The 26,429-nt window shown below is 49.6% G+C and carries 19 protein-coding genes; 7 read left to right on the top strand and 12 right to left on the bottom strand.

Features of this window, described 5'->3' with window-relative positions; all coding sequences use genetic code 11:
• Positions 1 to 16 precede the first annotated feature (16 nt).
• The gene (locus HPS57_RS09915; protein WP_172182669.1) at positions 17 to 2,251 is read right to left on the bottom strand and encodes an alpha-galactosidase; all 2,235 of its coding nucleotides are present in this window, start codon (positions 2,249 to 2,251) and stop codon (positions 17 to 19) included.
• An 18-nt stretch (positions 2,252 to 2,269) separates the two neighbouring features.
• Positions 2,270 to 4,498, bottom strand: a complete 2,229-nt coding sequence (locus tag HPS57_RS09910; RefSeq protein WP_172182667.1) for a TonB-dependent receptor — start codon at positions 4,496 to 4,498, stop codon at positions 2,270 to 2,272.
• A 376-nt stretch (positions 4,499 to 4,874) separates the two neighbouring features.
• Here HPS57_RS09910 and HPS57_RS09905 point away from each other — a divergent pair, with 376 nt between their 5' ends.
• The gene (locus HPS57_RS09905; protein WP_172182665.1) at positions 4,875 to 6,503 is read left to right on the top strand and encodes a SusR-related protein; all 1,629 of its coding nucleotides are present in this window, start codon (positions 4,875 to 4,877) and stop codon (positions 6,501 to 6,503) included.
• A gap of 290 nt (positions 6,504 to 6,793) precedes the next feature.
• On the opposite strand, the gene metG is transcribed toward HPS57_RS09905, so the two are convergent.
• Complete coding sequence (gene metG, locus HPS57_RS09900; RefSeq protein ID WP_172182663.1) at positions 6,794 to 8,860, bottom strand: methionine--tRNA ligase; 2,067 nt, start codon at positions 8,858 to 8,860, stop codon at positions 6,794 to 6,796.
• Between the two features lie 147 nt (positions 8,861 to 9,007).
• Between metG and HPS57_RS09895 the strand changes: the two genes are divergently transcribed.
• Positions 9,008 to 9,667 (top strand): phosphatase PAP2 family protein, encoded by a 660-nt coding sequence (locus HPS57_RS09895; protein WP_172182661.1) that lies wholly within the window; start codon positions 9,008 to 9,010, stop codon positions 9,665 to 9,667.
• Positions 9,668 to 9,809: 142 nt separating this feature from the next.
• Here the strand turns inward: HPS57_RS09895 and HPS57_RS09890 are convergent, their stop codons facing one another.
• The 5 genes from HPS57_RS09890 to prmC all read right to left on the bottom strand — a co-directional run bounded on the left by HPS57_RS09890 (position 9,810) and on the right by prmC (position 14,107).
• Positions 9,810 to 10,463, bottom strand: a complete 654-nt coding sequence (locus HPS57_RS09890; protein WP_172182659.1) for an aspartate/glutamate racemase family protein — start codon at positions 10,461 to 10,463, stop codon at positions 9,810 to 9,812.
• A gap of 129 nt (positions 10,464 to 10,592) precedes the next feature.
• Positions 10,593 to 11,483 (bottom strand): DUF4253 domain-containing protein, encoded by an 891-nt coding sequence (locus HPS57_RS09885; RefSeq protein WP_172182657.1) that lies wholly within the window; start codon positions 11,481 to 11,483, stop codon positions 10,593 to 10,595.
• A 45-nt stretch (positions 11,484 to 11,528) separates the two neighbouring features.
• Positions 11,529 to 12,686, bottom strand: a complete 1,158-nt coding sequence (locus HPS57_RS09880) for a metallophosphoesterase (protein WP_172182655.1) — start codon at positions 12,684 to 12,686, stop codon at positions 11,529 to 11,531.
• 117 nt (positions 12,687 to 12,803) lie between these two features.
• Positions 12,804 to 13,283, bottom strand: a complete 480-nt coding sequence (locus tag HPS57_RS09875) for a regulatory protein RecX (RefSeq protein WP_216653399.1) — start codon at positions 13,281 to 13,283, stop codon at positions 12,804 to 12,806.
• A complete protein-coding gene (prmC, locus tag HPS57_RS09870; protein WP_172182653.1) occupies positions 13,271 to 14,107 on the bottom strand; it encodes a peptide chain release factor N(5)-glutamine methyltransferase in 837 nt (278 codons plus the stop codon). Before prmC ends, HPS57_RS09875 begins: the two co-directional genes overlap by 13 nt.
• Positions 14,108 to 14,284: 177 nt before the next feature.
• Here prmC and HPS57_RS09865 point away from each other — a divergent pair, with 177 nt between their 5' ends.
• The 5 genes from HPS57_RS09865 to HPS57_RS09845 all read left to right on the top strand — a co-directional run bounded on the left by HPS57_RS09865 (position 14,285) and on the right by HPS57_RS09845 (position 18,694).
• Positions 14,285 to 14,974 carry a ComF family protein gene (locus HPS57_RS09865; protein ID WP_172182651.1) on the top strand — a complete coding sequence of 230 codons (690 nt, stop codon included), beginning with the start codon at positions 14,285 to 14,287 and terminating at the stop codon, positions 14,972 to 14,974.
• A 296-nt stretch (positions 14,975 to 15,270) separates the two neighbouring features.
• Positions 15,271 to 15,906, top strand: a complete 636-nt coding sequence (pyrE, locus tag HPS57_RS09860) for an orotate phosphoribosyltransferase (protein WP_172182649.1) — start codon at positions 15,271 to 15,273, stop codon at positions 15,904 to 15,906.
• Positions 15,907 to 16,014: 108 nt separating this feature from the next.
• Positions 16,015 to 16,491, top strand: a complete 477-nt coding sequence (locus tag HPS57_RS09855; RefSeq protein WP_172182647.1) for an SRPBCC family protein — start codon at positions 16,015 to 16,017, stop codon at positions 16,489 to 16,491.
• A 336-nt stretch (positions 16,492 to 16,827) separates the two neighbouring features.
• Complete coding sequence (gene argH / locus HPS57_RS09850) at positions 16,828 to 18,162, top strand: argininosuccinate lyase (protein ID WP_172182645.1); 1,335 nt, start codon at positions 16,828 to 16,830, stop codon at positions 18,160 to 18,162.
• Positions 18,134 to 18,694 (top strand): hypothetical protein, encoded by a 561-nt coding sequence (locus HPS57_RS09845; RefSeq protein WP_172182643.1) that lies wholly within the window; start codon positions 18,134 to 18,136, stop codon positions 18,692 to 18,694. The genes argH and HPS57_RS09845 overlap by 29 nt, the downstream gene beginning before the upstream one ends.
• A gap of 205 nt (positions 18,695 to 18,899) precedes the next feature.
• Here HPS57_RS09845 and HPS57_RS09840 read toward each other — a convergent pair whose 3' ends face one another.
• From HPS57_RS09840 to HPS57_RS09825, 4 genes are all read right to left on the bottom strand, one after another.
• The gene (locus HPS57_RS09840) at positions 18,900 to 19,838 is read right to left on the bottom strand and encodes a COG1361 family protein (protein WP_172182641.1); all 939 of its coding nucleotides are present in this window, start codon (positions 19,836 to 19,838) and stop codon (positions 18,900 to 18,902) included.
• A 31-nt stretch (positions 19,839 to 19,869) separates the two neighbouring features.
• On the bottom strand, positions 19,870 to 21,468 hold the full coding sequence (locus HPS57_RS09835; protein ID WP_172182639.1) for a RagB/SusD family nutrient uptake outer membrane protein: 1,599 nt from the start codon (positions 21,466 to 21,468) through the stop codon (positions 19,870 to 19,872).
• Between the two features lie 30 nt (positions 21,469 to 21,498).
• Entirely contained in the window at positions 21,499 to 24,714 is a 3,216-nt protein-coding gene (locus HPS57_RS09830) for a SusC/RagA family TonB-linked outer membrane protein (protein ID WP_172182637.1), read from the bottom strand.
• A 590-nt stretch (positions 24,715 to 25,304) separates the two neighbouring features.
• Positions 25,305 to 26,267 carry a tyrosine-type recombinase/integrase gene (locus tag HPS57_RS09825; RefSeq protein WP_172182635.1) on the bottom strand — a complete coding sequence of 321 codons (963 nt, stop codon included), beginning with the start codon at positions 26,265 to 26,267 and terminating at the stop codon, positions 25,305 to 25,307.
• Positions 26,268 to 26,429 lie beyond the last annotated feature (162 nt).

Genomic DNA, 26,429 nt, shown 5'->3' with positions numbered 1-26,429 from the left:
CTCTTATTTCATGACATTACTCCTTTGTCAGTTCGATGACATGGCTCTGTGTCTCTTGCGCAGTGAACACATCAAGACCGACCTTCATGAGAAAATCGCCGCTGAAGACCTTATTGTCGGAAGCCCATGTTGACTTGTATGACGGATTAGGAGCGGCAGAACTTCTCTGCTTTGCGGACTTTGTTGTGTCTATCATAGGCATGACATTTATTTCTTTAACGCGATAGTTTGCCGTTGGAATCAGACCTTGCAGCTTCACTTTGTGGAGCTTCTCGGCAAAGCGAGGGTGTATGTCGAAGGCGAAGAGGACAGCCTTTGTGGCATCTTCCGTGGTGTACATTGTGGCAGTGTGGTTGCTTTCGTAAGGCGAAACGAGACGGTACTGCACACCGTCGAGGATTGCCGGTTTCAGACGGTTCCAGTTCTTTATGGCGTTTTGGACATAGAGGAGGTCTGTGGGAGAGAGGTCTTTGAGTCCGATGTCAAAGCCCAACTTGCCCATTGACGCTACATCGGTGCGGAATTTCACGGAAGTCTGCTTGTTCCAGCTTGTCACATGGGCGCACATAGCCTTGGCAGGGAAGAATTGGGAGAAGCCCCATTGTATGAAGAGTCGTTCCACAGGGTCTGTGTTGTCAGAGCACCAGAACTCGGTGAAGTATTTCAGTGCCTCGTAGTCGCAGCGTGCTCCGCCACCCGAGCAGAGCATCATTGGGGTGTCGGGGAAATTCTTCTTGATGCGCTGCAGCACTTTGTAGAGTCCGCGCACATGACCGATGTAGAGTTGCTGCTGCTTCTCCTTGAGGTAGTGTGAGAATATGTTTGTTATCGGAGAATTACAGTCCCATTTGAAATATGCCACGTCCGGGTTGTTCCTAAGTATGTCTTCCACCACTTTGTAGACATGCTCCTGAACCTCAGGGTTGTTGAGGTCAAGGACAAGTTGGTTGCGATAGTAGTATGTCTTGCGGTCAGGGAGGGTGTAAGCCCAGTCAGGATGTTTCTCAAAAAGTTCACTTTTAGGGTTTACCATCTCGGGTTCTATCCATAGTCCGAATTTCACTCCTGCCGTTTTTGCTGACTCTGTAAGGGCGTGGATGCCACCGGGCAGTTTTGATTTCGTTGGTTGCCAGTCGCCAAGACCTGCCCGGTCGTTCTTACGGGGATGCTTGTTGCCAAACCACCCGTCGTCGAGGAGGAACATGTCCACTCCGAGTTCCTTTGCTTCGTTCATAAGTTGCGCAAGAAGATTCTGGTCGAAATCGAAGTAAGTGTTCTCCCAGTTGTTGAGCAAAGTCATGCGGTCGCCCATGCCGTCTTTGAGTTGGTAGAGCCTTGCCCAACGCTGCAAGTCGCGGCTTCCCTCGCTGGTGCCGTGCTGTGATAGTGTGAAGATGAACTCAGGTGTGGCAAAACTCTCTTTTGCCGCCACCTCGTAGGTTGAGGCATAAGGGTTTATGGACGGCAGGATGCGCAGATTCCCCACATTGTCCACCTCAAAAGTGAATTGGAAATTCCCAGTCCATGCAAGTGTTCCCATGAGAACCTCGCCACGGTTCTCGCTTGCAGGCGTGTCCAATCCTATCTCGAAGAACGGGTGTGTGTGCATGGCGGCACGGCTTCCCAACTTTGTGTCGATGACTTTCTTTCCGAAACAGAGCGGTTGGGTGCGCATCTGCGCCTCCTTTGCCCAGTCGCTTGAGAACTCAGTGAGATAGTATTCGCTGCGGTTGAAGTAGAGCATTGCCGAGGCATAGCGCCACAATGCCACCGCACTTTTACCGTTGTTGCTGATTGTTGCCCATGTCTTTATGATGTTCTCTTTGTAGTAGGACTCATAATGGAGAGTCACTTCCACAGGGTAGAGCTTATCCTTCAGGCGTATCTCCGTTATTGCTCCGAAGGGCGTCTGCTGCTGTGTATGGTCGGAATATTGCAGGATTGTCGTAAGATTTCCGTCATAGTGGGTCATGGCAAGTGCCGGTTCGTAGTAGTCCTCCGCACCGGAACCGGGATAAACTTCCCATCCTCGTTCCGAGACACTTCCATCGCTGCCGCCCTTAACGTGCCAAGGCAGGATGTCACCGTCGGACTTGTTCAGTAGTTTTTCCCCGAGATAGGTTTGGTAGAGGCGTTTGTTGTCTCCCACTTTCAGTATCAGGTCGGTTTTTGATGTTGAGATGTCGATGCGCTGTGCGTCGATGTTCGTTGCTGAAGATAAGAGCAATAATGATAGTAGTACAGGTTTCATTGTTTGTATATTGTTAGGTTAAAATTCAAGTTTCATGCCAAATTCAAGTGTGAACGGACGAAGATAGTTGCCGCTCATGTAATGTCCCGCAAACAGATGAGCATCCTCTTTCGAGATAAGTTCGCTTCCGTTGATTGTGCCGCTTGCCCCTTTTTGATTTAGGAAGTTGATGACAGTGGCGTTGAGGCTGAGGTTTTTGTTCACTTTCCAGTTTATTCCGCCGAAGGATTCCCAGCGTCCGTTGAAGAAAAGTGATTCCTGAAGGTTTGCGTAGGTCTTGCCGAAATAGCGGAAACTGAGCCAAAGACGCAGGTCATCGGTGATGTTATAGCTTGGGTCAAGTTCTATTATTGTCTGTGGAATCTCTTTTACAATGTTCCCGTTGGCATTCACAGCCATGCCGGTGCCGTCAGAAAATGTCACTGATGCGTTGTAATCCTTGTATGTAGGCTTTTGGAGTGTCAGCAAAGCGTGGAGGTGTGCCCCTTTGAAGGGCGTTATCTCAGCCGATGTTGTCCACCCTATGGTTTGTATGCCGTAGATGAGCAGGACTGTCTTGCTTTCGGTGCTTCCGGGGCGTGTGAGGTTTTGCTGGTCGATGTTGTTTGTCTTTCCGATGTAGCTGACCATGGAAGTGAGGTCAAGCCATGAATTGCGGTATGTCATTCCGCCACGGACGAGAGGGATGGTTACGCGTTTGTACTGCTCTTCTGTCGGTCCGGTGCCGGCATATTCGTTAATGCGTGGGAATCGTGTCGCTACGGTTGCGTCCGCGGTAAGTCCGAAACCATGGTTCAAAGTGTAGGTGGCACGGAGCGTGGCGGCATAGTTGAGCTTGTTTTTCACAATGTTTTCCACAGCCACTGTTGAGCCGTCGACAGGCGAAGTCGCTCCAATATGGAAGCCGTTGAAGCGGGTCATCGGGATGCGGTCAGCGTTCATGCGGTAGTACTCAAGGCGTGCTCCGGCGAAGATGTTAAGGCGTCGCGTTGCCTGCCATTGGTCCGTGGCATAGAAGGCAAGTTTGTTTTCGTAGCCTTTTGTGTATTCCGGGCTCAGTTCGTTATAGCCATAAGTGGAGTTAAGCATACGGGGATATTCCTCGACTGTGGCGTCCCACTGCATGGAGGCTGAATGATAGTCCAGTGAATAGTGCCATTGGTTAAGTCCGAGTTTCAGTGTGTTGGTGCGGAAAGTCTTCTGCAGCTCCGTTGTGAGAAGGACATTTTTCACCTTGCCGTCATGAAGCCAAGTTCTTCTGCCTTCCTTCAGTCCGGTATATATAGAACCGTCGTCAAGCATATAGTTGTCGTCGGCACAGACTTCTGATATGGAGCTTCCACCGAAATCCACATATTTGGCGCGTGGAGCGTCCATCCATTTGAACGAGAGGCTGCCCTTCCATTCTTTGTTGAAGCGGTAATCGGCGACCAGAGTAAGCTCATTTGCCATGTTCCGGTCATCGTCCCCAAGGTTCCAAGTCTTCATTTCGCCGGTCATAATGTCCATGTAGTGGAAAGAACCGTTGTGTGGCACATAAGAACTTGTTCCCAGTTTGAAGCCCGGAAGTTCCTCAACGCTGCCGTCGCCTTTATATATAAACGGTGCAGCACTGGAAAAATTGCCCGGGTTTTCGTTACGTGAATGCTTATACATGAGGGATATGCGTCCGCGGTTGTTTGGCAGAAGGTGCGTCAAACCGAGATGATATAACTGTGTGCGGTCGGCATAATCCGTGAATTTCAGTTTGAAACTGCCCGGGTCGAAGTTCTGATAGACGGACGCTGTGAAGAGCAGATTGTCGGTGATTTCCCCTGAAACGTTCATGTCAAAGTTCTGCCAACCGAAGTGGTTAGCCTTGTATGAGAGTACGGCATGGAAGTCTTTCTCTCCCCATCGGCTGTTGCTGTTGACGGAGTATGCTATGTTTCCCGTGGCGATTGCCGATTCCGAAGGAGTCATGAGCGACACTTCGCCAAGGGAATTGTCGCTGCGCCAATGGGCGGAGAGCTTATGCACAGCGGAAGAATAGACGGCAGGGAGTCCGTTTTCATAGACATTGATGTCCTCGCTTGGCAGTCCGATTTGGATTTCACGCGGTTTGTTGGCGTCGGAGGCGTTAAGCATGACGTTGCGTTCCTCCTTCTTTTCCTGCGTGACGGATGCTGTTGTGTCACGCTTTTCCGTGGCTGCACTGCTTGCGACGGTTGCCGCAAAGGTCAAAGCAAGTAGAGATGTTCTTTTCATGTGGTGTATATCTTTTAGGTTTTTGGGTTTCCGTCGGCAAAGATAATATGATTTTCTTTAGGTTGTTCCGTTAAGTAATTGCGCGGTAAATGTACAGTAGTGTACTATTTTGTGTAATTAGTTGGTAATCAAAATAGTAATATTTCATATTTTGATGTTTCGGGTAAATATAATTAATTGAATTATTTGGTGGAATGCAGGAAAAGTATTATCTTTGCATAAGATAAGCTGCACCTCAGCAATTAAGAGCAAGCTCTATTGCATTCGGTTTGCATTATCTTTGCATAAGATAAGCTGCACCTCAGCAATTAAGAGCAAGCTCTATTGCATTCGGTTTGCATTATCTTTGCAAGAGATAAACTAACACATTACCCCTATGCGCAAATCAATAATCCTTTTCCTGATTTTTCTTACGGCTGCCATTGCCAAAGGCGAGACCGTCAGTATTGATTCATTGGACAAAGTCCTTGCAAAGCGCGACCATTATGTGCGTTTGAAGGAGCAGACCATAGAGCGTGTGAAATCAAAACTTGCTAAAACCACCGTTCCCACGGAGCGATTGAAGCACCTGAACTCCGTCTATGAGGAATATTCAACATTCAGATTTGATTCGGCAATGGCTTATGCCGACAAGCTCCATGGTGAGGCCCTCAGGGCAGGAAGCACGGATTATGCTAACCTTGCCATAATCCACAAGGCGGACATGCTCACCACGGCAGGGCTTTTCCATGAGGCTTTGGGCTGTCTTGGCAGCATCAGCCGTGAGGAAATTCCCGATTGGATTCTGCCCGACTACTACATGGTTTATGAGTGGTGTTACGGTGTTCTTGCGGAATATGCCGAGGGGACTGCCTATTCTGAAGGTTATCATGCTAAGGAAAATGTCTATTTGGATTCTCTAATCTCTGTGCTTCAGGAGGGTACGGCATCGTGGTATTACATGAAAGCTGAGCAGGAAATTAAGCGGAATGACCACCGCAAGGCATTGGAACTTTATGAGAAAGCGTTGTCTGGAGTGGCAGTTTACGAGCGCCTTTATGCCCAGATAACTTTCGGAATGGCTTCTGCAGCTACTGCTTTGGGGGACAAGAAGATGCGTCGTGATTACATTGTTCGTGCCGCCATCAGCGACCAAATCTGTCCGTTGAAGGAAAATCTGGCTTTGCAGACCCTTGCTTTGGATATGGTGAATGACAAAACGCCTGATTATGAGCGTGCTAACATGTATTTGGACTATTCGCTTGACGATGCCATCTTCTTCGGAAACCGTCTCCGTCTGCTGGAAATTTCGCGGAAGATACCGTCAATTGTGAATAATTATGAGCGTCAGCTTGTCGAGCGCAGCCGTCAGCGTGGCTACGTTATTATGGCGGTTGGCGTCATGGCGGTGCTGCTTCTTGTCGTTGCCGCCCTCCTTCTCGTTGACCATAAAAGGGTGAAAAAGAGCCGGTTGGCATTGACTGTTGCCAACGAATCGCTGAGCGCGGCAATGGAGAAGGCTGAGCGCACGAATGCAAGTCTTGACAGGGCGAACAAGGAACTGCTGCTTATGACGAGGCAGAGGGAGAGTGTCATAAGCATGTTTATGGAACTTACGGCGGCGTATATAGCCAAACTTACTCATTTTCAGACTACTGTACAAAGAAAGGTGAAGGCGAACCAAGTTGCCGACCTAATGAAACTTGCTAATCCGTCGCGCATGACGGAGGCGGAGGCGAAGGAGTTCTTCAACAATTTCGACAAGGCTTTCTTGCTTGCGTTCCCTGATTTCATTGAAAAATTCAATGCTCTTCTACAGCCCGAAAGCAGGATAAGTCTTGGCATGGGCGGTGCGATGAACCTTGATTTGCGTATCTTTGCGCTGGTGCGACTTGGCATAAATGACAGTGCGAAGATAGCCGTTTTGCTTAACTACAGTACGCAAACGATTTACAACCACCGCTCCATGGTGAAGGCGAAAGCGATGGTGAAAGAGACGTTTGATGAGGATGTGATGAACCTGTGATGACCGGGCATTTTCAGTTATGCCATGATACAGAAAACCAAAGGTAACCTTTCACAATGCGAAAGGTTACCTTTGGCTATGTAAAGTGTTACTTTTTGTGGGGTAAAACGTTACCTTTTGTTTTTGAGCTGTTGTGGTTTCTTTTAACTGGCTGATTATCTGCGGGTTGATGTTTGTGGGGATTGACAATCAAGCATCATGATGTACCATGTTTTCTCATGATACATCATGATGCCTGATTACTAACTTTGATGAGTTGTTTCAGCTTATCTTTGTTGCCTTTTCTTGGCTTATCCCACCACAGACCCCGGCTTCACCTCTTGGTCAAGAGTGGAGGTGACGTGCAGAGTGCCGTCGTAGTTCACTGCTGAGAGTATCATGCCCTGTGATTCTTCGCCCATCATCTTGCGAGGAGCGAAGTTGGCAACGAAGAGCACCTGCTTGCCTACAAGCACCTGAGGGTCTTCGTAATACTGCGCAATGCCTGACAGGATTGTGCGTCCGTCCTTTGTTCCGTCGTCAATGTGGAACTTGAGGAGCTTCTTCGACTTCTTCACTTTCTCGCAGGAAATCACCAGTCCGACACGTATGTCAAGCTTCTCGAAGGTCTCGAAGTCCACGTTCTCCTTGATTGGTTCAGGCTCAAAGTTGGCTGCTTCGTTGGCACGCTTTGTGTCTTCGAGCTTCTGCAGCTGTGCGTCTATCACGCTGTCCTCAATCTTTTCAAAGAGGAGTGCAGGCTCGTTGAGCTGCTTTCCGACAGGGAGGATGTCCATTGTGCCGAGCTGCTCCCATTCAAATGTGTCCATGGAAAGCATCTCGCGCAGCCTCTTTGATGAGAACGGCAGGAACGGTTCGAATGCGATTGAGAGGTTGGCGGTGAGCTGGAGGCAGACGTAAAGTATTGTCTCGACACGCTTCGGGTCTTCCTTCCACACCTTCCACGGCTCACATTCTGTGATGTAACGGTTGCCGATGCGTGCAAGGTTCATAGCCTCTTTTTGTGCCTCGCGGAACTTATACTGGTCAAGAAGTTCCTCAACGTTCTTCTTGACATCCTTGAATTCTGCTATCGCATTGTTGTCAACGTCAAGGAGTTCGCCACAGGCAGGGACTACACCGTTGAAATATTTCTTTGTCAGCTGCAGCGCGCGGTTGACGAAATTGCCGTAAATCGCCACAAGTTCCGAGTTGTTATGCTCCTGGAAGTCCTTCCATGTGAAGTTGTTGTCCTTGGTCTCCGGTGCGTTGGCGGTGAGGACATAGCGCAGCACATCCTGCTTTCCGGGCATGTCAACGAGGTACTCGTGAAGCCATACTGCCCAGTTGCGCGATGTGGAGATTTTGTCATTCTCGAGGTTAAGGAACTCATTGGAAGGCACATTGTCAGGCATGATGTACTTACCGTGAGCCTTCATCATGACAGGGAAGATGAGACAGTGGAACACAATGTTGTCCTTTCCGATGAAATGCACGAGCTTTGTGTCCTCGTCCTGCCACCACTGCTCCCATTTTCCGAACTTCTCAGGGTTCCGGTCGCAGAGCTCCTTTGTGTTGGAGATATAGCCGATAGGCGCGTCAAACCACACGTAGAGCACCTTTCCCTCAGCCCCTTCCACCGGAACAGGTATGCCCCAGTCAAGGTCGCGTGTCATTGCGCGCGGCTGGAGGTCCATGTCAAGCCATGACTTGCACTGTCCGTAGACATTCGGACGCCACTCCTTGTGGCCTTCAAGTATCCATTCCTTCAGCCAATCCTGGTATTTTCCGAGCGGCAGATACCAGTTTTTTGTTGGTCGTTTGACAAGTCCGTGACCCGGATTGTTCTTGTTTGTAGGGTTGATAAGTTCGTCCGGAGAAAGTGTTGCGCCACATTTCTCACACTGGTCGCCGTATGCTCCCTCTGCTCCGCATCGCGGGCAAGTGCCGACAATGTTACGGTCGGTGAGGAATTCCCCTGTCACCTCGTCGCAGTACTGCTCTTCTGTAATCTCTTCAAGCTCACCCTTTTCGTAGAGAGTGCGGAAGAAGTCGGAGGCGAACTTGTGGTGTATGTCGGATGTTGTGCGGCTGTATATGTCGAAAGAGATACCGAACTTCTCGAAAGAGTCCTTTATCAAGTTGTGGTAACGGTCGACAACCTCCTGCACGGTGATGCCCTCTTTGCGTGCGCGGATGGTCACAGGCACGCCGTGTTCGTCAGAGCCGCCGATGAAGATGACGTCCTTCTTCTTCAGGCGCAGGTAGCGTACGTAGATGTCCGCAGGGACATAGACACCGGCAAGGTGGCCGATGTGCACACCGCCGTTGGCATACGGCAGGGCGGCTGTTACGGTAGTTCTCTTGTATTCTTTCATGTTTGCTCTTGGTTTTTCTTGTTTGTTACATGGTTGGAAATCATTGTTCCGAAATGCAAAATTAATGTTTTTTTTTGACATTGTCAGCCGTTTGCGGGAAAAAAGTAGTACTTTTGCAGAAAAATACGTTACTTTACAAGACACGATATGGATGAAGCGATACTTTTATGGGTCAATTCCCATCATTTTGAGTATATGGATGAGTACATGTGGATGCTGACTTACAGGTTCACATGGATACCGATGTACCTTGCCGTTGCATACGCCGTGGTGCGCTCGCTGGGGTGGAGAAGGGGGCTGTTGTACATTGTCGCTGTGGGACTTACCATTCTCCTTGCCGACCAGATGTGCTCCCATGTCATCCGTCCATGGGCGGAAAGGTTGCGTCCGTCCAACCTTGACAATCCTCTTTCTGCAGTTATTCACATCGTGCACGACTACCGTGGCGCGCCATACGGCATGCCTTCGTGCCATGCAGCGAACACGATGGCGTTGCTGACCATACTCCTTTGGCAGTTCCGCAGCAGGGTTCTTGCCGTGACAATGACGGTGTGGATGCTCTCGCAGGTGTACTCGCGTATGTATCTCGGTGTGCATTACCCTACCGATTTGCTTGTCGGAGCAGCGGTGGGAGCGGTGTCTGCCACACTGATGTTCTTTGTTTACAAATGGGTTGTGGCATGGAATGCTGCTTTTTCGACAGGCACAGCCAATGCCGGTGGACGCTTGCCGATGCGAGCAGTGTGTGTGCCGGCAACGGTGTTCGTGGGCATCCTTGCCGTGATAGCCGTCCTTTCAGCGTTCTGAGAGTGGATTGTGGCATAAGAAATCCCCTGTTTCCAAAGCAGAAAAACTGTTTTGAGAACAGGGGAAAGTTGTGTTTTAGCCAGATTACAAGTAGTTTGTTGCAATGTTATAATCAGTTTTTTTTTGTATTATAAGCCGTTTCTTATAATCCGAGATACTTTCTCAGACCGAGCACACCGAGACAAGGCGATGAGAGAACCGGCTTGCCTGTGAGTTCTGCGAGACGCTTTTCCATGCGCTCCATAGAGCCTTGCGCAAGCACAAACATGTCCACCTTGTCCGCAATCTTCTGTGCTGCCTCGGCGATAAGGCGGTCGTGTGTCTCACCGTCTCCGCTCTGTCCGGCAGCGAAAGCTCCGTCAGCGAGTCCCTCCACGAGCTCTATTTCCTTGCCGGCCGCCTTTGCGCAGTTCTGCAAAAGGCGGCATGTAGGGTCGAGAGTGGTAGGAAGGGTGGAGATTACACCGATCCTTTTTGCTTCCTGCACAGCCTTTTCAGCCATCGGCTTGTCGATTCTGAACACCGGGATGCGGCAGATTTGGTTGCCGAGGTCTGCTATGTCGCCCACGGAAGAGCAGGTGTTGAAAATCACATCCGCACCGGAATCCGCAGCGGCGTTATAGTAGTCCAGCAGGCGGCGGCGCACAGCAGGAGTCATGGCATTGTTGGCAATGACCTCCTTTATCAGTGAACTCTCGGCGATATGCTCAACCTCCACTTCCGGAATGAGCCTCTTGAATGTCTCTGTCAACGGCCCTACCAGAGCCATTGCAGTATGAACGCATACAACTTTCATAGATTTTCTTTGTTTGATGATTGGTTTTAAGATTATGCTTTTGTTATTAAGTGTTCCGGCCTTTCTGCCTTTTTGTTCCGGCAAAGTTAATGAAATCTTTCCTTTATGCCAAACATTCCGGTGGAAATCTTAGTCCCACCAGAAGTTCCATACTGTCGATTCCTTGTCGGCATCGGCAAGTGTCGCAAGGCTGCCGTAGCCTTGGTCGATAATGTCTGGACAGTAAGCGAACTGCTCTTCGGCTAGTTCCAGTGTGTCTTTTGTGACAGGTTGTGGGAGGACATATCCTATTGTGTCGGACGACATGGCGGCAACCACAGCGCCATACTTCTCGAACCAGTATTTTGCGACAGCCATTTGCTCCTCCGCATCAGGGCATTCGTTCCAACCGCCCATAGGGAGATAGGCGAAGATTTGCCACGGATTCTTTACCGGAACCTCCACAAGCAGGATGTCATTGCCATAGAAATCGAACGCTGTGGATGCTTCCGCCCCTTCGGATGTCCCGACCATCACCTCTTCCCAGTCGGCATCTTCGTCGTTTTCTTCAAAGAGTGCACGCTCTTCTTCAAGTCTTTCCGCAAGCAAAGCCTTACCGTCCTTTACCGGATTGTCAAGCATCTGCTGTCTCCATGCGGCGAATTCCTCTTTCTCTGTCAGGCATGATGGTGTCGAAAGGCTGTCAAAGAAATTGTCGTTTATCTCCAGCAGGATAGGGCAGAACCCTTCTTTCCTGCCTCTTTGGTATTCATTCTGCCACAATTCCTTCAGTTCCTGCTGTGTCAAGTCCGGCGAAAGAGGTCTGCAACGGCAACCTTCAAGGAGTGATACAATCTCTTTGTATTTGTCATCATCACTCAGACAGTCATCCTCTGTTTCTTGCTTAATCTCCGATTCTTCCTTCTTTTCGGAAGGGACATAAGACTGTTCTTCACTCGTTTTAATGGTTTCCTTCTTGTTTTTCAGGAAGATAAAAAGGCAGAATGCTGCCAAAATGATGATAAAAATGGTAATGTACATAATTAGATGTTTATATGGTTAGTGTATGAAAGAGTATGTCCGTCTTTACCCTTTCCTCAGTGTTATGACCACGATTTCGGGCCAAACGCCGAAGCGGAAGGGTAGGTTTCCGCCTGTTCCGGTGCAGACAAATAGCTTGCGACCGGCTTCTTCGTACAGTCCGGCGTACTCATCGTAGATAAGGGATGCAGGAGTCCACCCGAAGAGTTTGAACTGTGTGGAGTGCGTATGTCCCGAAAGTTGCAGCTGCACACTCGTCTCCGGCAGCACGTTGCGCCGCCAGTGGGTTGGGTCATGGCTGAGAAGTATGGTGAACAGACTGCCATTCTTGCTCGCCGATGATGCTTTTCTGCCTGTCGATAGTGCTTTCCGCAAGTCCCCATAGTCAGGGAACGGCGGACGGCTGGAGTTCTCCACACCGGCAAGGAGTATGGAATCACCGTTATGGTGTATAGTCCTGTTGTCATTGTTCAGCAACTGCCACCCGAACCTGCGCTCACGTTCCTGCAGGTCGCGGACAGACTTGCGTATGGCTTCCGCGCTCTTGTCCCTGGTGTAGGTGCAGTAATCATGGTTTCCCATGACAGAAAACACACCGTCCTTAGCCTTCAACTGTGGAAAAATGTCCATAAAACCGTCAAGCTCCCTTGGGCTGCTGTTGACAAGATCGCCAACGAAACAAATCATGTCCGGTTGCCTTTGGTTCACTTCGCGGACAATCTTCTCCACGAATTCCGGCGCACTTCCGTAGGTTTCGATGTGCATGTCGGACATCAGCGCGATACGGTAGCCGTCAAAACCTGCTGGCAAGTCCTTGAACGAGAGTTCCACTTCATTGACCGTAAGGCGTCGCCAGCCGAACAGCATGCCATACATCACGATGCCCACCATTATTGTTCCGACAACCGCACCGGCACCGTTCATCACCTGCCATGCCACAGGCAGCAGCGGGCGTGCCGCAAGTCCTATGAGCGAAAGGAGCATGAACAGCAGTTTTGGGACGGTGAATATGAGCATAAGCATCATGCCCACGCGGAACATCCATGCCTGATACAGCGGTGTCTGCACAAGCACCATGCACAGAATCGTGGCGATGACCGGCACAAAGAATGCCGCTTGCCACGCCCAATGTGTGCCGCGCAGGAACATATACCATATATATATGTCAGGGATAAGCAGTAAAAGAAACAGTAATGCTATCATTTCTTAGTGTTTTTGGTTGTGTTTTTTGGAGGTTGTTGGTTCACTCGAATTATTCGAATGATTCGGTTAAGTCGAGTGAATCGGTTAATTCGAATAATTCGAGTTAACTAACAATTCTCACCAATCCTCCTCCACATCGTCCACATCGCCGATGCACTCCCTCGCTTCGGCGAAGGAAAAGCCCCTGCCTAAGGCAAAGCGGAGCAGCTTTTGGTTTATCTCGTAGTCGTTTCTGCCCTTCACGGACTTGCGTTTTTGCCTGATCAGCGGACGCAGGATGTCCGTCCATCTGTCCTCGTCAATCTCGTCAAACAGCGGTGTGGAGATGCTTTTCTCTATGCCTTTCATCCACAAAGCCTGCTCAATCTTGCGTCGGCCCCAATGGTTGTACTCCATTTTGTCATGGATAAGGCCGCGGCAATAACGGTCGTGATCGATATAACGCTCCTCGATGAGCGTCGCCATGATGCGTGCCCGGGCATCGTCGGGTATCTCCCAACGGCGCATTTTCTCCAGCATCTCGCTCTCGCAATGCTCACTTTGCGAGCAAAGGAGCGTCAGCCGCTGAAGGGCTTCCTTTTCGTCTATCTTCTGCATAATACAATCCTTGGGTTTCCAAACCGGTCGTCGATGACTTTCGCGTCGTGGTATCCGAGTGCGGAAAGCATACTGCACATCTCGCTGCCATAGGCGCGGTTGATTTCAAAGGCTATCCTTCCGCCCTCGGCAAGTGCCTCCCTGCCAAATTCAGCGATAGTGCGGTAGAAGAGCAGAGGGTCATTGTCCGGCACAAACAAAGCTGTTTCCGGCTCGTGGTCGAGGACATTGCGCTCCATTTCCGCGGCTTCTTTACGGCAGATGTATGGCGGATTGGAGACGATTATGTCGTATTTCTCCGCTGCGGGAAGTGCATGCCATTCACGCCATTGCAGTATGTCAGCCTTGCGGAAGGCGACCTTTGCGCCAAGGCTTGTGGCGTTTTCCCGTGCGACAGCCAGCGCTTCCTCGCTGATGTCCATGGCTTCCACATGGCAGCGGTGGCGCAGTGCGATGCTTATGGCTATGCATCCGGAGCCGGTGCCTATGTCAAGGACACGGCAACCGCTGTCTGCCACGCCGCATTTGTCCACAAGAAGCTCCGTCTCGGGACGAGGGATAAGCACTCCCGGGGCTACCCGAAAACTGTTGCCGCAGAACCATTCCCGCCCCAGGACATACTGGACAGGCTCATGGTTTTCTAAACGAACCATAATTTTTTCGAGCTCTTCAAGGTCTTCTCGGCTAAAATCATTAACTTTGCCCAAGGCAATGTCCGTCAGCGAAAGCCCGAAATGCTCCTCCAGCACGAGCCTTGCCACTGCCCGCGCCTCGCCTTGTCCGCAGACAGGCAGCAACCGTCGTATGATTTCCTGATAAGTCATCGTCTCACAAAATTAGCAATTAATCGAGACAAAACACCGCCTGCCGGCGAAAGATTAAGATAATTTAAGGCGGAAAGCCGACAGTGTTGACACAATTGTCAGTATTGTCAACACTGTCAATCAGACAATTCTGACATAACTGACAATACTGTCAATCCTAACCAAAACCAATCCCCAATGAACCTCCGAAGCATAAAAGACGCAATCTTCCCACGCACATGCCTTTGCTGCGGCGGACGGCTTATGCCTACCGAGAGGCATGTCTGCCTCGGCTGCGTTGCCGGAATGGCGCGCCCGTCACCACACACCGACCCTCGCGACAGCAGACTTGCGCGCCGGTTTTGGGACATTTTCCCCGTGGAGAGTGTGGCGGTTGCGTTTCAGTATGTCCCTGACGATATGGCACATAGCATCATCTTGCGCATGAAGTACAGCCATCCCGATGCCGAACTCTGCCGTTATGCCGGACAACTCATGGCGCTGGAGGACGTGCCGGCACGGATTCTTGCCGAGGGCGAGGTGCTTCTGCCTGTGCCGGTGACGCCGTCGCGGCGGAAGAAGCGCGGTTTCAACCAGAGCGAGGAGCTATGCCTCGGCATAAGCGAGGTCACCGGGCTGCCCATAGTCACGGATGTGTTCACCCGCCGGGAGTATGCTGTCAGCCAGGCATCCACGGCGCATCACCGGAAAACAGGCAATGACAGTGGTTTCCTTTTGGGTGACATCGGATGCCTGACTGACCGCCATGTCGTGCTCATCGACGACATAATCACCACAGGAGCGACCGTCAGGGCGTGCCTTGAGACGTTGAGGGACATCCCCGGCATTAGAATAAGTGTCCTCGCTTTCTGCCAGACGCAGAGGTGAAAGACTGTCATCAGCGTTTTATTGTATTATGGTTTGTAAAACTACTGTAAATCAGTGAAATACAAAAGGTAACACTTTGCCTGCCCAAAGGTAACACTTTGTCGTGCGAAGTGTTACACTTTACCATGCGAAAGGTAACCTTTTGTTTTGCAGATGCTCACAAAACCACAAAAAAAGTGAAAAATGCTGCAATATCAAAAATAATAACTACCTTTGCAGAAAACATCGGACATTATTGAAAATAGCGCGCGAAAGGCGCATACATGGAAACGTAAAACAATAAAAACATACAACACATGGAATCAATAAAAAACGCATTCGCAGCAAAACTGCTCGCAATCAACGCTATCAAGTTGCAGCCACAGAACCCGTTCACATGGGCATCGGGCTGGAAATCACCTATCTACACCGACAACCGCAAGACGCTTGCTTACCCTGAGGTACGCAGCTTCGTGAAGCAGGAGCTGTGCCACCTCATCAACAGCGAGTTCCCTGAGGCGACAGCCGTTGCAGGTGTGGCGACAGGAGCGATAGCACAGGGCGCGCTGGTTGCCGAGGAACTTGGCAAGCCTTTCTGCTATGTGCGCTCAAAACCGAAGGACCACGGCATGGGAAACCTTATCGAGGGAACGCTGCCGGAGGGTGCCAAAGTCGTTGTCGTTGAGGATCTTATCTCCACAGGAGGCTCTTCTCTGAAGGCTGTCGAGGCTCTTCGCGCCGCAGGGTTTGAGGTAGTGGGCATGGTAGCGTCCTACACCTATGGCTTCCCACAGGCGGAGGAGGCTTTCAAGGCTGCCGATGTGCGCCTCATAACGCTCTCCGACTATGAGCACACCACTGCCATCGCTGCCAAGACAGGCTACATCAGGGAGTCTGACCTCGAGGTGCTCTCAACATGGAGAAAGTCGCCTTCAACATGGATGCAGGACTAAATATTCAGGTTTTAGGTTATGGGCAATATTGACAGTGCTGTCAGTATTGACAATATTGCCCCACAAAACACAACCTAAAACCCACAATCCAAAACCCACAACCAACTTATGGCAAAATACGAAAGTGAAGTAAAATTCCTGCCACAATGCACTGTGGAACAGGTGTATAGCAAGCTCTCGAACCTTGAGACTTTCCGCCCTATCCTTGAAAATGCCGCCAACAACCCGATGATTGCGGAGAAACTGAAGGAGGCGGGACAGGACCCGGCGCAGCTGGAGAAACTGAAAGAAGTGGAACTTACCGGTGACAGCATCTCTTTTCCTGTGCCGATGATTGGCTTGATGGAGCTACGTATTGTCGAGCGTGAGGAGAACCGCTGCATCAAACTGGAGGCTGTCGGTGCGCCGCTTGACGCGAATCTGTGGATTCAGGTGCTCCCTGTGAGTGCCGGCGGCTCAAAGATGAGGCTCACCTTGAAGGCTGACCTCAATATGATGATGAAGATGATGATTGGCAAGAAACTGGCGAAGGGCATCGACCAAATGGCGGATATGCTTGCCGGTCTGCCTTATCAGATGATGTAAATTATAGAAAAACAGTAGTGACTATATAGTGGATGCAACTCCAGTAACGAAGGAGCACCGCGAGGCGGTGCATTCTTGTTAACCCCGTATGGAGCAGAGCGACATGCGGGGTGGTAGGGCAATTCTTCAATAGCACCGTAAGACGGTGCCTCATGGAAGTCCATGCAAAGTGAAAAACTCAGTGTGAGGCACCGTCTTACGGTGCTGTTTTACACTTTACGTTGTACCCCGCATGCCGATAAACGGCATACGGGGTTAACAAAAAAACACCGCTTTGCGGTGCATTGAGCATGGATTTTTCTGCTTTATGGTTAACAATTAATACCACGATTTCTTATGAAACTTTGGAGCAAGGGATTTGAGATAAACAAGGAGATAGAACGCTTCACCGTGGGCAGAGACCGCGAAATGGACCTCTATCTCGCAAAGTACGATGTGCTCGGCTCTATGGCGCACATCACCATGCTTAACAGTATCGGACTCATCGGTGACGAAGAACTGCCGCAACTACTGCACGAACTGCGTGCCATCTATGACGTCTGCGAGAGGGGAGAGTTCGTCATCGAGGACGACATCGAGGATGTCCACTCACAAGTGGAACTTATGCTCACACGCGCTTTGGGAGACATGGGCAAGAAAATACATAGCGGACGCTCACGCAACGACCAGGTGCTTGTGGACCTGAAACTGTTCACACGTGCCGCTCTCCGCAGCATTGTGGAGGAGACAAAGTCTCTCTTTGATGAGCTTTTGGCAAAGTCGGAGGAGTACAAGGACGTGCTTATGCCGGGCTATACACACCTGCAGATCGCCATGCCGTCATCCTTCGGACTGTGGTTCGGCGCTTATGCCGAGTCGCTTACCGACGATATGCTCTTCCTGCAGGCAGCCTACCGCATGACAAACCGCAATCCGCTCGGCTCTGCTGCCGGCTATGGCTCGTCGTTCCCGCTGAACAGGCAGATGACAACCGACCTCCTCGGCTTCGACACGATGAACTATAATGTGGTCTATGCACAGATGGGACGCGGCAAAATGGAGCGCAACGTGGCAATGGCAATGGCGAGTGTGGCAGGGACAGTGGCTAAAATGGCGTTTGATGCGTGCATGTTCAATTCACAGAATTTCTCCTTCGTGAAGCTCCCTAAAGAGTGCACGACTGGCTCTTCCATAATGCCGCACAAGAAGAATCCGGATGTCTTTGAGCTTATACGTGCAAAATGCAACAAGCTGCAAGGGCTTCCACAGCAGGTGACGCTCATCATGAACAATCTGCCTTGCGGATATTTCCGTGACCTTCAGATAATCAAGGAGGTGTTTCTCCCTGCCTTCGAGAACTTGAAGGACTGCCTGTCAATGGCGGCTTACATAATCAACCGTATGGAGGTGAGGACGGACATCCTTGACAATCCTATGTATGATGCCATCTTCTCCGTAGAGGAGGTTAACCGTCTTGCTGTCGAGGGCATGCCGTTCCGTGACGCTTACCGCAAGGTGGGACTGGACATCGAGGCCGGGAACTTCACGCCTGACAAGGACATCCGGCACACTCACGAGGGTTCTATCGGCAATCTCTGCAACGACAGGATACAGTCGCTGATGGAATCCATACTGAAGGAGTTTAACTTTGAACGTGTTGACGATGCGGAAAGGAAACTCTTGGCTGTATAGCCTGTGCCTTGTGGCGCTTTCCATGATAGGGTGCAGCGGTGACAACACATACACAAGCCAGCCGTGTTTCCTTATCATAGACAATGCCATCCATTTGGATGAGACGCTCGCCTCTGCCATGAACCGGATGTCACCGGGAGTGTTCTGCATGATAACCAACAATGAGGCGCGCAAGGAGTTCACTTTCAAGAACAACAGCGGGCAATCCTCGACAAAGCGCTATACCGCAGAGGACGACCGCCGCTCACGTGTTCTCGGGATGAACGGCGGGCTTATCGTCGGCTTCGGCACACTGATGGACGGCCAGTTCTGCGCCTATGACCGCGAATGTCCCAACTGTTTCGACCCTAACGCAGTGCCAGTGCGTTCCAAACCCCTCACGATGTCCGGTGACGGCATTGCCACCTGCAGTGTCTGCAAGCGCCGTTACAACATGAACAATGGCGGCAACTGCGAGTCCGGTGGCAAAGGCCTGACGCGCTACCATTGCAGTACCCAAGGCCCTTATGGTGTGCTTCAGGTGGGCAACTGATGCCGTTAGAATAGGGCTGTACAGCCGTTGCGCTTCGCTAATAATGACTTTTATATTAAATGATAGTACATAAAATAGCCGTATCATTACTCTGTTAGAGAGTCTGATACGGCTTTTTTTGTTTTACAGCATTATGAATAATATGAAAGAGCTGTACCGGTTTGGTGCAGCTCTTTCATGTATATAGAAATTATATGACCAACATTTATTCGTTATCAGCCGAGAATGCGTCAAGGCTTAGATAGAGTATTGTTGGATTCTTGGCTATGAAGTTACCTTCGTCCGCCATATTAAACACAAGGGAGTTTGCAGGGAAAGTGATGACACCCTTTGCCTCGTCATAAATGCCGAGAGGGTATGCCTGAATGTTAGAGCTCAAATTTCCGTAGATAGAGCCAATGCTGCACGCACCATAGCCCCAATTCATACCTGTCTGAGTCATTGCCATGGAAGCAGAAGTTCCTGTACATGTGATCTCGAACCAATGAGCTTTCTCGTCACCGTCCCCATCCTCGTTATAGACATAACCGATATAACCATGACCATCATTTTTACCCTCTGGGTTAGCATAAGACCATGGGCCGATGAAACGATAGATAGTCGCCTTACTTGTCTTGGCAAACTCAATCTCTACTGCATAAGGCAGAGTGTTGTCAAGATTGAAAGCTGCGGATACAGTACCGTCAATCAGGTAGCCAGTGCCCATTGGAGTGAACTCCAGCTGTTTGTTATAGCTGAAAGTTGTGGTAATGTTGTTTGCCGATGTGTTATATTTATCTTCAAGTTTGATTTTGGCAGTATAAGTGATACCAGGCTCAGCATCTGTCACGTTGATGATGTAGTCAGCAGTAGTCTGACCATCAGCAAACTCAACATTTTCAGCACCGCTAAGCACTTCAGGGGTAGCTGTCTCGATTGTTACAGGGATAGAGACAGTGCCGTTAGCATTGCCACGAGTAAGTTTGACAGCGAACTGTGTTGTCTCGTCAGCCATTGGAACACTGACTTTAGTGCTTGTCTGGTCAAATGAGACTTCACTTACTTGGTTAGGTGCAGCCTGTTCCCAGTAGCCGTCATCATTACATGATGTCAGCACCATTCCCGCCATAACGGTCAATATTGCGAATAATTTGCGTATTGTCATAATTAGTGTAAATATTATGTTCTACAAGTTATTAATTGTCAGTGACAGGTGTAGGAAGTGACACTGAAGGGTTGTTCTGGTCCTCGCTGATAAGTGGGTTGGCAGCAATCTCTGACTGAGGGATGCGATAAATCAGTGCAGGATCACCGGCAGGGATGTTGAACACGTAGCTTGGCTCAAAGCCGGCACCACGGCGGTCAACACCTTTCTTCAAGCGCATGATGTCAAACCAAGTGAGTCCCTCGCCCCAAAGCTCAATACGACGCTGCAACCATACAGCCTCTTGGACACCTTCCGCTGTGGCTGCCTTGCATGTGTAGGCAGGGTTACGGTAAGTTCTGACAAAGTCCTGCAATGTTGCTGCTCCTGCTGCTGGATTTCCGTTCATAGCCTCTGCTTCGGCCTTGATGAGATACATTTCCTCAACGCGCATGAGAGGGATGTCGCTTGCGTTTGTAGACTGAGCCATGACGCCCTGATAAGGACCGTACTTCATCTGAGTGTAAGCAGGGCAGCCATAAGCAGCGGCCTGTTTCTTCATGTTATCGTCAAGGTTTGCTGATTGTCCGTTTGCATCGAGCCACCAGCCTTTACGTACATCCGTGGCAGGAATTTCGTCAAAGAGGCTCTTGCTAATTGTGCGCCATGCGCCTACTGAAGCATAGCCATAGTTGAGAGAACCCATGTGGGATGGGAAGTTCACAATACCGGAAGTGACAACACGATCTGTCTCTGCAATCAGGATTCCCCACATCCAAGCGTGGTCGTCAATATCGTTGAAGCCCGGAGTGCTTACTTCTGCAATGCTGTATGGTGCTCCACTGCCTGCAATAGCCTTGTCTGCGTCGTCAATGGCAGCTGCCCAGTTGCCCATAACAAGCTCCACACGTGCGCGGAGTCCATAGACAACCTCCTTGCTGAGATAACGCTTGTCAGAGCGTTCCATTCCGCTTGCCTCAAGAAGTGAAGCTGCTTTGTTGAGGTCAGACATGATTTGGTCGTAAACCTCCTGCACAGTGCTGCGTGCGCAACCATTTGTTGCGGCCTCGTCAGCATTAGCGTCTGTAATGATCGGTACGCAAGGTTTTGACTCGTTGCCCTTGTATGTCTGCTGGTAAATCTGAGCAAGCATAAAGTAGTCGAAAGCACGTATGCCGAGAGCCTGTGCCAGATAGAACTGTGAAGTGGCATCATCTGTTTCCGGGTTTATCACAGCTGCCACCTGGTTAGCTGAGTAAATCTGGTTGTAGAGAGTGTTCCATGCCAATACTGTTGCACGACCTGTATAAATCAAGTCTTCATAAGTCACTCCGGCAGCGAACCAGTTGTAACCTATATTCGTAGAAACGAGGTCTGTGCCACGTGAGTCAAACTGCAACATTATACATGGATAACCGATGTCATTATGGCCGAATGAAGCCGGGATTGCCTTTCCATACTGGCTGAACATGGCGGTGATGCCTGCAACGCTGGCAGAAATCATCTCAGGATTTTGTGCAACAACATTCTCTTTCTGGTCGGAGGTGACATAAGAACCCATAGGAGCCGTTTCCAGGTCATTACATCCAACCACCATGATGGATGCCATTGCAACCAAAGATATCTTTGTCTTTAAAAACTTCTGTTTCATATATCTTTTTCGAATTATCTGTTTGTAAAATTAGAACACAACCTTCAGACCGGCAGAGAGACTGCGGAGAGCACCGTAAGTGGCATTCTCTGATGTAACGTAACCCTGGCGTGGGTCAAGTCCTTTGCGTGCAGCCCACACTGCAATGTTGTCAGCAGCGAAATAAACGCGTACAGACTGGATTCCTGCACCTGAAAGAAGGGACTTTGGCAGAGTGTAGCCAAGAGTGATGTTGTTCAAAGCAAGGTAGTTTGAACTGATGAGCCAGCGGTCGCTTGACGCATTGGTGTACTCATCGCTTGAACATAAACGTGGAACGTCAGTGTTTGTGTTTGTAGGAGTCCATGCGTTTGCAATGTCCTTATGCCAGTTCCGTCCTGCACCGTTGCTGTTACCATTGTGCATCAAGTCCTGATAAGTGTAGTCCCAAATCTTGCCGCCCATCTGGTAAGCGAATTGGATAGAGAAGTCGAAACCATAGAAATCAACCGATGTGCCGAAACCACCGTAGACCTTAGGCATTGTGTTGCCTGTTGACTGCTTGTTTGTTGCTGATGCCACTGACCAGTCTGGTGTTGCATACTCTTCACCATCCTCTACAGTGACAAGGTTACCTTCTTCGTCCTCTATCTGTGGCTTTGCCCAGTAGAGAGGCTTACCTGTTGCTGCGTCAACACCTGCATACTTGACAAGATAAAGCTGGTACATAGACTCGCCCTCACGGTAGATGCGTGAACCGTTGATAAGCTCGCCTCCAAGGTCAGGGTGGAGCTCTATCACTTTGTTGTTAATCTGTGTGATGTTGCCGAAGATGTCCCAAGTAAGGTTCTTTGTCTGTATAGGAGTGTATTTCAACTCAACTTCCAAACCATAGTTCTTCATTGAACCGACATTCATAGGAATGCTGCTGTAACCGTTAGAGGAAGCAACTGGCTTGTTGTAGAGCATGTCGCTTGACTTGCGGCTGAAGTATTCGATTGTACCACTCAGTTTGTTCTTCAAGAGCGAGAAGTCGAATCCAATGTTGAATGAATGGGAAGTCTCCCAAGTAATATCCTTGTTGCCTTTGTAGTACAGAGTTCCGTCAGAGAACACACCGTCAGCACCTGTTACCTGGTATTGATCGATGTATGGATAGTAGTTCTTGTAACCTTGTGTGTCACGCAAGTCATCGTTGCCCTGCTGGCCGTAAGATGCCTTGAACTTCAACATGTCAACCCATTTCACATTCTCCATGAACTTCTCCTTTGAGATTACCCATGCAGCTGATGCTGACCAGAAATCACCCCAACGGTTGTCCGGATGGAAGCGTGAAGAAGCATCGCGACGATAAGAGACGCTTCCGAAATATTTCTCATCAAAGTCATAGTTGATACGTCCGAAGATACCGCGTGTAGAGTACTCAGTTGCAGAACCGCCACCTCTAATCTGGTCTATCGTGTTGTTGACAGTGAAGTCATTCTCCTTATAGTAGTTGCTACCGATAGCGTAAGAATTCTCGTAGCGATAGTCATAGCTTTCGTAACCGAGGAGGATGTCAGCGTGGTGCTGTCCGAATTCACGACGGTAATTAGCCAAATACTGCTGGTTAAGTCCGGAAGTGCGTCTGTGCTCCTGCATGATTTGTCCACCGTAGCTTGCAGACTGTCCATAGAGTTTGTTGCTTATGAGGTGAGTACGTGTGTTGTCAATGTCAACACCGAGTGATGCTGTCAGTTTCAGGCCCTCGATAGGAGTCAGTTCGGCAAACCAGCGAGTGCTGAAGATGTCCATAAGGTATTCCTCTGTATTGTAGATGAGGTCACTCATAGGGTTTGATGAAGACATCCAGTTGCGTGAACAGTTGGTCTGGTTAGGGAGCGCAGAGTTACCGTAGTCATAAACGACATTGCCTGTTGACTTGTCGTACATGAGGCTGCCATCAGCGTTGCGCACATACATTGGGTAGATAGGCGCAATCTCGTTGGCAAGGAGGAAGGCGTTTCCTGAACCGCTTGCATTTGTCTGCTCATCAGGGTATCTGCTCTTATTGTAGTTGTAGCTGAGGTTTGTACCGATTTTCAGCCATTTCTTCAGCTGGTAGTCAACCTTGATACGTGAAGATATACGCTTGAAGCCGGAGTTCTCGATAACACCACCGTCATCAAGGTAACCTGCTGAGAGATAATAGTTCATCTTGTCAGTTGAACCTGATATGCCGAGGTTGTACTCCTGACGTGTCTGATTGTCAATAGTACCCTTTGTCCAGTCATCTGGAGTGTAGTAGTACTGGCCGTCAGAATATCCGAGTTTGGCGTTAGGATTGATTTTACCGTCCATGCCGATGAGTCCCTCGCCTGCAGGAAGTGTATATATCTGATAACCGGTTGCAGAGAACAATTGTGAGTTGGCTGCCATGTTAGCTGCCTCAGGAGAGAGGTTCTGGTTGTAGTAAGCCTGGTTGTAGCGAGCTTTGTAGAGTGTCTCATAATATTCTGCTGGTCCTTCCATTACGTCATATTTGCCAATCTGACGTGAGTTAGAACCCAAACGGGCATCAAGAGATATAGTAGGCTCTCCGCGCTGTCCTTTCTTTGTAGTGATAAGGATCACACCATTAGCACCGCGAGCACCGTAAAGCGCAGCGGCAGCAGCATCCTTCAAGACAGTCATGGACTCAATGTCCTGAGTGTTGATAGATGACAAGTCCAGGTCGTAAGGCACACCGTCAACGACATACAGAGGGTTTGTGCCGGCATTGATAGAGCCGATACCACGGATACGGACGTTGGATGATACGCCAGGTTGGCCATTGCTGCTCAACACCTGCACACCTGCAACGGAGCCGGAAAGTGTCTTTGTGATGTCTGAAGCCTGACGCTTGCCCAACTCTTCCGATTTGATGACGGAAGCAGAACCGGTAAATGCTGATTTCTTTGCAGAACCATAAGCGACAACCATGACCTCGTCGATAGCCTGTGCGTCAGACTCGAGGGCTATCCTCATGTTCTGGGAAGCCTTGACCGCCTTTGTAATCATGCCGACATAAGAGACCTCAAGGCGTGCGCCTGGGGCAACGTTGAGTGAGAACTCGCCGTTCATGTCGGTGACTGTTCCCGTCTGACTTCCCGCAACCTTCACGGTTGCGCCAATCACAGGCTCGTTGTCCTCAGCGGAAACGACAACACCCTTGACCGGTGTCTGTGCCAGGGCTATCCCTACGCAAAGGAACATGCTGGCAAGAATTAAAGTAAGTTTTCTTTTCATAAATAAAATATTTGTTAAACAATATTGTCTCATGAATGCCACAGACACGATTTCCGGCGTGCCCGAACATGCAGGGCGGTGCGCCGGAGACATCATGTATTTAATAAGGTGCTGCGCTCTTCTGTGGCAAGAGGAGCATGGGATGCTCTACAATACGAACTGCAAAGTTAACATTTTTTTTACAATTGGTTGTCTTTTTTGTCTAAATATTGCTTGTAAATTGATACGGACAAGTCTTTTCTTTACATAAATCAAGTGTACATGGCAGAGTGTTAGTGTTTTTCTATAAAAAACATGCGAAAGTATCACAAATCATTGCAATAAGCAAGCAAAAGTTTTGCTGTTTGGCTTATTTCCCAACCATGGAGTGAGATGTCATTGTGCTTAAAACAAAGTGTTACTTTTGTTTCTGCCAAGGGTGGCTTTTTGTGTGGTAAAAGTTGACATTTTGCATGACAATGTATGACACTTCGTTTTTTTGAGTGATTCATAATTGCAAAGGACGCCTCTGCCATGGCAAAGGCATCCTGTCTTTGATGTCTTTGGTCAAAGAAACAACCTGAGGAAATCTGTATGCCATGTGCAGACTTTCAGCGGCATAAGGCATCTGCCACGATGTTTGCCACGGTGATACTGTCGCGCCTCATCTCTGCATCAGGAATGCGAGCAAGGTATATTTCCGTTGTCTTGATGTTGTTGTGCCCGAGAGCCTGCGAGATGTGGTGCAGGCTTACTCCTGAGGCGTTTGCGAGGGACGCCCAGGTATGGCGGGCGACATAAGACGTGATGTCCTCCGGGAGTCCGGCGGAGACAGAGAGGCGGTGCAAGGCACGGTTATAGCGTGTAAGGCAATTATGGTACTCTTGCCATCCGCTGTCAACGGAAGAGAGTATGGGGAAGAGCAGTCCGCAGGGAGCAGTGTCTTCGTAGCGGAGGATTATCTCACGCATCTCGGGAAGCAATGGCACGGTGATGCGCTGTGATGTCTTCCGTCGGCAGTAGATTATGCTGTCCCCAACGATGTTGTCAGGTGACAGCCGTGTGAGGTCAGCGAATGGGATGCCGAGTCCGAGGAACGAGAATAGGAATACGTCGTACCACAGGCGCAGTGGGGATGTTGGAAGCGGTGCGTTGGCTGCGAACTGTGCCATCATCGTTGCGCTGAGCGCGCGTTTGCGTGTCTTTTCGTTGCCTGTGAACACGCCCGTGAAAGGGTTTCCGGTATCAGGGAACGCCCTTCGGTACAGTGAGCGCAGCGAACGTATGTAGCACGACGAGGAGTTGCGCCGTATGCCTTTCTGCGCCAGCCACTGCTGGTAGTCAGCCATTGTGTCGGCTGTCATGTGCCTGTTGCTTACATTGTCTTGGCAGAAGGCCGTGAGGGAGCGCAGTGCAGTGTTGTAGTTGATTAATGTGGAGTTACTGACTGTGGCAGAAATGGTGCTGACGATGTCGTGTGCCGATGAAAGGAACTGACCGATTGTGGGTGTTTCGGTCTGGCATTTCTTTTTCTTTCCGAAAGAAAAGCATAATGAGAAATCAAAGGTTACCATGTTGTTGTTTTTGTAGGTTAATTAATATGTTGCACGTATTTCTTTCAGGGTAACTGTTCAGGAATGCTCCAAAGGTAATAAAGATTCGTTGATAGTGGGACTGCATGTTAACATCTTTATTATCTTTTATATCTTTGATTTCTCAAAAGACGCTTAACCATC

This window comes from Palleniella intestinalis (genome assembly GCF_013166595.1).
Taxonomy (GTDB): Bacteria; Bacteroidota; Bacteroidia; order Bacteroidales; family Bacteroidaceae; genus Prevotella; species Prevotella intestinalis.
Note: the sequence above shows the minus strand (reverse complement) of the source record. Positions and strands in the feature narration are given on the sequence as shown.